This window comes from Nostoc sp. FACHB-888 (assembly GCF_014696655.1).
Lineage (GTDB): Bacteria > Cyanobacteriota > Cyanobacteriia > Cyanobacteriales > Nostocaceae > Nostoc.
This window is the reverse complement of the sequence record NZ_JACJQM010000223.1, coordinates 1-6,101: the sequence shown is the minus strand read 5'-3', so window position 1 is coordinate 6,101 and position 6,101 is coordinate 1. Positions and strand designations below refer to the sequence as shown.

The following is a 6,101-nucleotide window of genomic DNA, read 5'->3' as shown; positions in this document are numbered from 1 at the left end:
TTCAATTGAATTAAGTACATTCTAAATGAGGGATTTCCATGAAATTACAAGTTTCCCTAGATCTTTTGTCACTTGACCAAGCCATAAATCTGCTAAAAGAGGTGGCTCCTTACGTGGATGTCATTGAAGCCGGAACTCCATTAATCAAGCAAGAAGGATTAAAAGTAGTAGAAACCTTCAAAAAGTTTTTCCCCGACAAACTAATTTTTGCCGACATGAAAACGATGGATGCTGGAGAATTAGAAGCTGAGATAGCCTTCAAAGCTGGCGCTGACTTTACGACTGTATTAGCTGTAGCCAACGACAAAACCCTAGAAGGAGCCGTGGCAGCGGCACGGAAATATAACAAAATAGTCAGTGCCGATATGATTGGCGTTAGTAATCGGGAAAAACGCGCCCGTGAACTGGAAAATTTAGGAGTCAATTACCTAGAGATTCACTCCGGATTAGATGAACAAGCCCAGGGCTTAAGTCCACTTAATGCCATCCAAGCGATACGAAACGCTGTCAAAATTCCGCTATCAGTTGCAGGTGGAATTAAAGAAGACACAATTCAACAAGTCCAAGCAGCGGGAGCTGATATGGTTGCCGTTGGTGCTGCTATCTACAACGCTCAATCTCCGGGAGAAGTCGCTCGTCGTTTGCGAGAAAAAATTACTTCCGAAGTAGCCGTTTTAAAAGTCTAGTCTCTTTAGGACATGAGCTTCATTAGACTTGCAGAGTAAGACCTCTATCTTTTTCAGTTTCTAGCCAGTACAAAAGCTGGAAATAAACAACAATTATGAGCCGAAGCACGATTGGAATGTAGCTGAGAATGCTCAACCTCGAACCTATGTTTTTCAGGATTTTGAGCGTAAGTTTCCGCCTCGAACTGTAGCCGTACTCAAGCGCCTGTATCTCGGTCTCGATGCCGTTACGGAAATGGACTATCAGGTGAACGTTGCCAGAATGACCCCAAAAGAAGCAGCGATCGCTTGGATGAGCCAAAACTCCAAGCAGGTGGAGTCTTGGATGGCTCAAGAGTAACGACAAGCTAAGAAAATTGCTGCTTATTACTAGCCGAAACTCCCTGACGTACAGATTTGACCGTCTTGAGTATCCATTTTTAGTTTCTACACCATCGTTTCAACAGACAGTTATGGCACACATTCTGCACCTTGACTCCAGTCCCCGTGGCGATCGCTCCATTTCACGCACTCTGACGAAGGAATTTATCACGGACTGGAAAGCTACTTATCCTAAGGATACCGTTACTTATCGAGACTTAGGACATTATCCAGTTCCGGCTGTGGATGAACCCTGGATTGCAGCATCCTTCACCCCAGCCGAATCCAGAACAACCGAACTCGCAGTGGCGATTAAAACCTCTGATGAGTTAATTGATGAGTTCCTGGCGGCTGACCATTATGTTTTCGGGGTGCCGATGTTCAACTTCAGCATCCCCTCTACTCTCAAGGCTTACATTGACCAAATTCTTCGAGTCAACCGAACTTTTGTCGTCAACAATGACGGCTACGAAGGTTTAGCAAAAGACAAAAAGATGCTGATTATTACTGCTCGTGGTGGCACTTTTCAGAATGGAACTCCCTTCGCTCAGTACGACTTTCAAGAACCTTACCTCCGAACAGCTTTTAGCTTCATCGGCATTACAGATATTACGTTTATTCACGCCGATAATCTGGCGGCGGGTGATGAAGTTCGCCAACAGTCTTTGACGGCGGCTCGTGCAGCAATTGAAAAAGTGGTTGCCACTTGGTGAGATAGCCCGATGAGTAAGCCCAACCCTTAACGATGAAAAAGATTGGTTTATCTATTGCTGCGAGTATTGGTAGTTTTTGTCTGATTTTCCCCAGCACTTGTGTATTGGCTCAACCTGATGAACATCCTGTTGCAAGTTCTCAGCAAGATATGACGGTAAATTCTGCTGTTGTTGAAGCCGATGCACAAGCCGTTTCCCAAAACCAATCTTTGGAAAGCATCACTTTAGAAGGTCAGGTAACTTCCGTAAGCCAGCTAAAAGATGTGCAGCCTACAGATTGGGCTTTCCAAGCACTCCAGTCTTTGGTTGAACGTTATGGTGCAATCGCCGGTTATCCAGATGGCACCTTTCAGGGTAACCGAGCTATGAGCCGCTACGAATTTGCAGCAGCTTTAAATGCAGTCCTTGACCGAATAAATGAGCTAATCAGGACGGGGAAGGAGAATTTAGTTTCTCGTGAGGAGTTAGCGACATTGCAGCGACTGCAACAGGAATTTGCCGTAGAGTTAGCAACATTGCAGAGTCGGGTTGATGCACTGGAAGCTCGTACAGCAGAGCTGGAGGCATATCAGTTTTCCACGACGACTAAGTTGACTGGTCAAGCTATCTTCGCTGTGAATGCAGGGGGATTTGATGGTGAACGTATCATTGCTCCCAGAGGTGCAGTAATTAGCGAAGACAGACCCAATCCCACGTTCATTTATCGAACCAGTCTAGACTTAAACACCAGCTTTAGCGGGAAAGACCTACTGAAAATCCGCTTGGTGACAGGTAGTGATGGTATCACTGATAACGTGGCTGGCTTTCTCGAACCCAATCTCGGCAGTACCCTGGACTTCTCGGTTCCGGGTAGGGACGGTCAGTTTAGCCTTGCGCGACTGTACTACACCTTTGCTCCCGTAAAAGACCTGAAAGTAACAATTGGTCCAGCGATTGTTGCTCCAGACTTCGTGGATAAGAACCGCTATGCGAACATCAGCTTTCTGGACTTCTCAACGCAAGCCTTGGTGAACAACTTTATCCTACTTCCTAGACCTGGGGGAGCAGGTGCCGTTGTTGACTGGCATCCGGGAGGAAGAGCCTTGAAGTTACGGGGAATCTACGTGGCTGGGGATGCGACGAATAGCCTCCCTGAGAACCAGCGGTTAATCGGTGGCGGAGGATCTCAAGACATCCGGCTATTTCCTACATCGGGTGGGGGCGCTGATGGGGGTTTATTCGGCGACCCCTACCAAGGTTTTATGGAACTGGAATACGCTCCCAGCCAAACTTTTACTGTTCGCCTTCAGTACAGCGGCGGCAGGGTATTTGGTAGCGGTTTTCATGGGTTTGGGGTCAACTTTGACCTGGCACTCAGTAACCAACTGGGCGTATTTGGTCGCTACGGCTATGCTACCTACCTTGACACGACATTGGGTGATATTAGCCCCAACTACTGGATGGCGGGGGTTGCATTAAGAAACTTATTTGTGCCGCGTGCTCTAGCAGGTATTGCACTCGGTCAACCTTTTATTGAAAGTGCTGTCGGGAATGCCACTCAAACTAATTTTGAAGCATTTTACAACTTCCCGGTCAGTGACAATATCCGGGTTACGCCCTTGATTCAGGTGATTACCCATCCGGCTAACCAGGAGGCTAGCGGCACGATTGTCACTGGCACATTGCGAACAGTCTTTTCCTTCTAAAAAACACAATGTAACCTAGCAAAGGTATGTACTTATGAAGCAGTCCAATCCTAACTCGCTCCTAACCAAAGCCACGTTGCTCGGTGCTAGCACCCTAACGGTGATGTCAGGGGCAACCATCGCTCCTTCCCTACCCGCCATGCAAGACTACTTTGCCTCAGTGGGAAACGTGGAACTTTGGGTAAGACTGGTTTTAACCATGCCTGCCCTATTTATCGTCATTGGTTCGCCTATCGCCGGAGTAATTGTAGATCGGCTGGGACGCAAACCTTTATTAATTGTCTCCGCCGCACTGTATGGTTTGGCAGGGAGTTCTGGCTTTGTTTTGGACTCCCTGTTTGCCATTCTGGCTGGTCGTGCTCTGCTGGGTTTATCTGTTGCCGGGGTTATAGTCAGTGCTACGACGCTGATTGCCGACTACTATATCGGAGCTGCCCGTGCTACTTTCATGGGTTTGCAAGCGGCCTTCATGGGGCTGGGGGGAGTCCTGTTTCTGTCGGCTGGTGGTTCTTTGGCTGAGTCGAGCTGGCGCTACCCTTTCTTGATTTATCTATTTGCTTGGCTGCTGCTGCCCTTGATTGTGATAGCTATTTACGAGCCGCGTCGTGTTAACCCACTTACACCCCAAGGAGGCAATCAACCTAGCACCAACGCTTCTACACCCACAAAGCTGCTCTTACTTATCTATGGAGTTACGATCCTCAGCCAGATTATCTTTTACTTGGTTCCAGTACAGTTACCCTTCTATCTCCGCAGCCTGACGAATGCTAGTGCGTCCCAAAGTGGGATGGCGATCGCTTTTTGTACCCTGTTTAGTGCCTTTGCCTCTATGGGCTATGGCAAGGTAAAAGCACGACTAGACTTTGTGAGCATTTTACCCCTTATTTTCTTCCTCATGGGTATCGGCTATATCCAAATTGGTCTAGTAGGCAGCTATGCACTTATCCTGCTAGGTTTAGCTATTGCAGGTTTGGGACTAGGACTGCTGATGCCCAATATGACGGTGTGGGTATCCGCTGCTGTACCCGATGCCGTGCGGGGACGCGCTTTAGGTGGACTTTCTACTTCTTTGTTCCTGGGGCAGTTTCTCTCACCCATTGTCACCCAGCCTGTGAGTCAAAACTTTGGTTTGGGGGTGACCTACGCCTTTTGTGGCACACTACTGTTGGTTTTGGGGGTTAGTTTTATTGCTATGAAACGGCAAGTCACGGCTTTTACCGCTACTGCCTCAAAAGCACCTTAAATGCTGGCGGAGTCGGAGTACTCGACTAGGCGCGAGCGCAGACTTACACAAGCAATGTTCACAGAACCCCCTAGCTGTCTAATTGGTGTTGTTTACAGGTAAGCTGAAAAAACACCTAACAGCAGCCATTCCACCGTGATAATAAAGTTACCTCGCCACCGCCCACAAAGACATTTCCCGGATGCCAAACGAATAGTTGTGAAATGTGAGCTAAATTCGTGTATCCATTGTGACACCACATTAGTTAGCCTTCCATCTTGGCACATGCGTAAAACAATTCAAACTCTAGAGGGGGCAGTGTTTGTGGCAGGCAAGGGGAAAAAATGTGCCAACTCAGAATGTGAATATTTTGGTCAGCACTACTTAGCTGGTGGTGTATTAAAGTATAGTTTACCTAAAAGTACTTATGGTTTGGATGTACTGGCATTTATAGGTTGGCAACATGAGCAAGAGCATCAACAGTTGGTAGAAATTCAACGCTCATTAAATCAGCGTGGTATTGAAATTAACGAGAGTAATGTCGGTAAGCTATATCGTCAATTTCTGGCACTGTTAGGTGGAACGATGGCACATACACAGAAGAAATTAGCTGCCACAGCCCATGAACATGGGGGTTTGATTTGGGCAATTGATGCCTTACAGCCAGAGGGTCACGGGACTTTGTTATACGTAGTATATGAAGTATTAAGCGGTATAGCAGTAAGTGGAATTCAGTTACCACAGGCACAAGCACAAGGGTTAATTGAGTGGCTGCAACCATATCAGGAGTTACCGTATAAAGTGCTAGCAACATTGTCAGATGGGGAAAAATCAATCATCGCGGCAAGCTGATACCGGTTTCTTGCCAGAACTGGTAAACGTTGGGCAAATAGGCGGGAATGTCTACAATATTTACTACGCGCACTGCAATGTTGTAAGTAATCATTGTTTTACTATGTAAAATTTTTGATTTTCTTTGATACCAGGCTCAACAAGAATGGCAATATTTGTTTTTTCTACAACTGTAAGTTCTGTATATGGTTTTTTATTTAATTCAATTTTCTGAATAGTCTTTCTTGAAAATTTATTTTCTATAGTTTCAACAATAAGTATATCTCCGACTCTTATCGTATAGTTTTCAATTTCAAATGCTAATATTTTATTAGCAAAAATTTTTACAACTTTTTCTATCTTTTGAAATGTATAACTTGATTCTTTTTTAATAAGCTCCTCTGACAATATTTCAAAAAGAGCTTCACAATATATTTCCAAAAAATGGATATAATTTTCCAATTCCGATATATCTAGAATATTATCTAATTCTGAACCGTGAGCAATCTGATTTCTCCTCTCAACTAAATCGTTTATCTTGTTGTATAAAATGTCTGTGTCTATATTTGAAATGTTTGTAATCCCTCTATCATTTTTAAAATAC

At 45.3% G+C, this 6,101-nt stretch carries 7 protein-coding genes; 6 read left to right on the top strand and 1 reads right to left on the bottom strand.

Annotated elements, in window-relative coordinates; genetic code table 11:
• Positions 1–38: 38 nt before the first annotated feature.
• The 6 genes from hxlA (at position 39) to H6G26_RS37255 (ending at position 5,518) form a co-directional block, all read left to right on the top strand.
• Positions 39–686 (top strand): 3-hexulose-6-phosphate synthase, encoded by a 648-nt coding sequence (gene hxlA / locus H6G26_RS37280; protein WP_190736590.1) that lies wholly within the window; start codon positions 39–41, stop codon positions 684–686.
• A 76-nt stretch (positions 687–762) separates the two neighbouring features.
• Positions 763–1,026 (top strand): glycine betaine ABC transporter substrate-binding protein, encoded by a 264-nt coding sequence (locus H6G26_RS44070; protein ID WP_190736594.1) that lies wholly within the window; start codon positions 763–765, stop codon positions 1,024–1,026.
• 112 nt (positions 1,027–1,138) lie between these two features.
• Entirely contained in the window at positions 1,139–1,759 is a 621-nt protein-coding gene (locus H6G26_RS37270; RefSeq protein ID WP_190736588.1) for an FMN-dependent NADH-azoreductase, read from the top strand.
• 32 nt (positions 1,760–1,791) lie between these two features.
• A complete protein-coding gene (locus H6G26_RS37265) occupies positions 1,792–3,444 on the top strand; it encodes an iron uptake porin (RefSeq protein ID WP_242054231.1) in 1,653 nt (550 codons plus the stop codon).
• Between the two features lie 34 nt (positions 3,445–3,478).
• Entirely contained in the window at positions 3,479–4,687 is a 1,209-nt protein-coding gene (locus H6G26_RS37260; protein WP_190736586.1) for an MFS transporter, read from the top strand.
• Between the two features lie 264 nt (positions 4,688–4,951).
• Positions 4,952–5,518, top strand: a complete 567-nt coding sequence (locus tag H6G26_RS37255; RefSeq protein ID WP_190736584.1) for a hypothetical protein — start codon at positions 4,952–4,954, stop codon at positions 5,516–5,518.
• A 90-nt stretch (positions 5,519–5,608) separates the two neighbouring features.
• Here H6G26_RS37255 and H6G26_RS37250 read toward each other — a convergent pair.
• The coding region (locus H6G26_RS37250) for an MAE_28990/MAE_18760 family HEPN-like nuclease (RefSeq protein WP_242054230.1) at positions 5,609–6,101 on the bottom strand (493 nt) is incomplete at its 5' end.

Coding starts and splice junctions, on each gene's coding strand:
- H6G26_RS37260 (WP_190736586.1), top strand. CDS start 3,479: ATGAAGCAGTCCAATCCTAACTCGCTCCTAACCAAAGCCACGTTGCTC.
- H6G26_RS37255 (WP_190736584.1), top strand. CDS start 4,952: ATGCGTAAAACAATTCAAACTCTAGAGGGGGCAGTGTTTGTGGCAGGC.
- hxlA (WP_190736590.1), top strand. CDS start 39: ATGAAATTACAAGTTTCCCTAGATCTTTTGTCACTTGACCAAGCCATA.
- H6G26_RS37270 (WP_190736588.1), top strand. CDS start 1,139: ATGGCACACATTCTGCACCTTGACTCCAGTCCCCGTGGCGATCGCTCC.
- H6G26_RS37265 (WP_242054231.1), top strand. CDS start 1,792: ATGAAAAAGATTGGTTTATCTATTGCTGCGAGTATTGGTAGTTTTTGT.